General features: G+C 57.0%; 4 protein-coding genes. All 4 read right to left on the reverse strand.

Going from position 1 to position 1,882, the window contains the following annotated elements; genetic code table 11:
• Positions 1-656: aspartyl protease family protein (locus ACH2EH_RS08225; RefSeq protein WP_395140653.1), on the reverse strand; the 656-nt coding region annotated here is incomplete at its 3' end.
• A gap of 3 nt (positions 657-659) precedes the next feature.
• The gene (locus tag ACH2EH_RS08230) at positions 660-1,046 is read right to left on the reverse strand and encodes a type II toxin-antitoxin system VapC family toxin (RefSeq protein WP_395140655.1); all 387 of its coding nucleotides are present in this window, start codon (positions 1,044-1,046) and stop codon (positions 660-662) included.
• A complete protein-coding gene (locus ACH2EH_RS08235) occupies positions 1,046-1,261 on the reverse strand; it encodes a hypothetical protein (protein ID WP_395140657.1) in 216 nt (71 codons plus the stop codon). The genes ACH2EH_RS08230 and ACH2EH_RS08235 overlap by 1 nt, the downstream gene beginning before the upstream one ends.
• Before the next feature lie 4 nt (positions 1,262-1,265).
• A partial coding sequence (locus ACH2EH_RS08240) for a glycosyltransferase family 4 protein (protein ID WP_395140659.1) occupies positions 1,266-1,882 on the reverse strand: 617 nt, incomplete at its 5' end.

Here is a 1,882-nt window from a genome sequence, read left to right on the forward strand (position 1 = left end):
TACGGACCGATCTGGAGTGTCTCCGCCCGCGCCGCCTCGCCGTAGCTGACGCCGCCAACCCCAAGCCCCGTCGGCATGGCGATGCGCTTGGCGTAGCGCTCCCTCAGCTTGTTGGTCTCGACAAACGGTGCATTAATATCCAGCTCGCCGCTCGAACCGGTGTCCAACTCCACCCAGCAGGCCAGCCCATCTAACTCTATCTGGGTCTGGGGAATATTCCCGTCGAGCTTGAGCGGGAGCGATACCGCACCCACGGGCGTGGTGAAACCCTCCGGCGCACTGAGAGTGACCGTGCTCGCGGCATAGTCTAGGGTGACAACGAACTGCGCGAAGAGCGGGTAGCCCAGCAGGCCATCGCAGCCGAGCGAGGGAGGCAGCGCCACCGCGACCGCCTCAGTAGTGGCCAGTGCCGTGCCACTCACCGAGAGCCGCGACAGGTGAATCTGCTGGGCCGCCACTGTCGCCGCCGTGCCCGTGACACTGCGCTTCACTGCATCGGGTGACAGCAGCCCCAGTCGGATCGCCGCTTCGGGCGTGAGGACATGGATACCTGCCCCTGAGTCGAGACACAGCACGACCAGGCGCTCGCCCACGCGGGCATCAAGAAACAAATAGTTTCCTTGACGGATTGCGGGAATGCGAGTGCCTGTCTGCATGACTTACCAGATTCGCGTCACGGGGTACGCATCAAATGCCGCATCCGCACTGATAATAGGCATTACTTCGGCAATACTCTGTGCTATCAGAATGCGATCAAATGGATCACGATGATGCATGGAAAGAGAAGGAAGAGTGAGTAAGTGAGTGTGTTCTATAGGAAGAGTTAAAAAGCCATTTCCATCTATTCGTTTTGCGAGAAAATCAGGTAACGAAAGATTCAGAATTAGTTTTCCTAGGCTGTATTTTACAGTGATTTCCCATTGACTCGCGGTGCTGACATAGATTATGTTATGAGGATCTTCAATCGTTTTTCTAGCAATTGCTGTAAGACTTGAATCACCCCAGATATACCAGAGCAAGGCATGTGTATCTAAAAGTAATCGCATTACATGTACTCGGTAAAATCTTCAAGAGATGCGTCGAAATCATCGACGATACTGATGATATCTTTTTTCCCACTACCAAAAACAGGTCTCTTTGAATAGGAGACGGGTTCAAAGCCGTCACTCGTGAAGCGATGGAGAATCCGTTCTCGTTGCTCAGGGAGGAGCTGCTCTAGGACTTTGATAATCTGCTCTTCGGTGATTTCGAGGACTGCCATAAATTTAGTGTAGCACCTTCTCGACACCCTCCGCCATCGCCTCTACGCTGAAATGCGCAAAGACGGCTTTTTGGCCCTGGGCACCGAGTTCAAACGCTGCTTGTGGGTCGGAGAGGAGCGTTTCGAGGGCATCGGCCAGGGCGGTGGGAGTGAGCGGGTCGTAGAGAACTCCGCCGCCGGTCTGCGCGAGAATCTCGGGGAATCCACCGTGGCGCGGCTGGACGACGGGAACCCCTGCGGCGAGCGCCTCGATCACGTAGAGCCCGAACGACTCGCCGTAGGTGGCTGGGACGGAGAGGGCGGTGAGGCTCCGAAGAAATCGGATTTTTTCGTCGCGACTGATATTAGGATGCCAGCTCACGCGCGGGGCAAGCCCTGCCGCCGTAAGTTTCTGCGTGAGCTGCGCCACATAGGTCGGATCGTAGCCCACCTGCGCTCCCGCGACCGCGAGCTTGAGCTGTGGCAGGCGTGGGGCGAGCAAGAGAAACGCCTCGATCAGGGTTCCCAGACCCTTGGGCTCATACATCCGGGCGAGGTAGCCCAGGGTAAGGTCTTTGGGGGGGGCGGAGCGCACGGTGTAGCCCGCGAGATCAATGCCATTGTAGACAACATGCAGCTTCT

This window comes from Armatimonas sp. (assembly GCF_043760365.1).
Taxonomy (GTDB): domain Bacteria; phylum Armatimonadota; class Armatimonadia; order Armatimonadales; family Armatimonadaceae; genus Armatimonas.

Bases quoted from the DNA above. Each gene is read 5' to 3' on its own strand.
- ACH2EH_RS08230 (WP_395140655.1), bottom strand. From the start codon at position 1,046: ATGCGATTACTTTTAGATACACATGCCTTGCTCTGGTATATCTGGGGT.
- ACH2EH_RS08235 (WP_395140657.1), bottom strand. From the start codon at position 1,261: ATGGCAGTCCTCGAAATCACCGAAGAGCAGATTATCAAAGTCCTAGAG.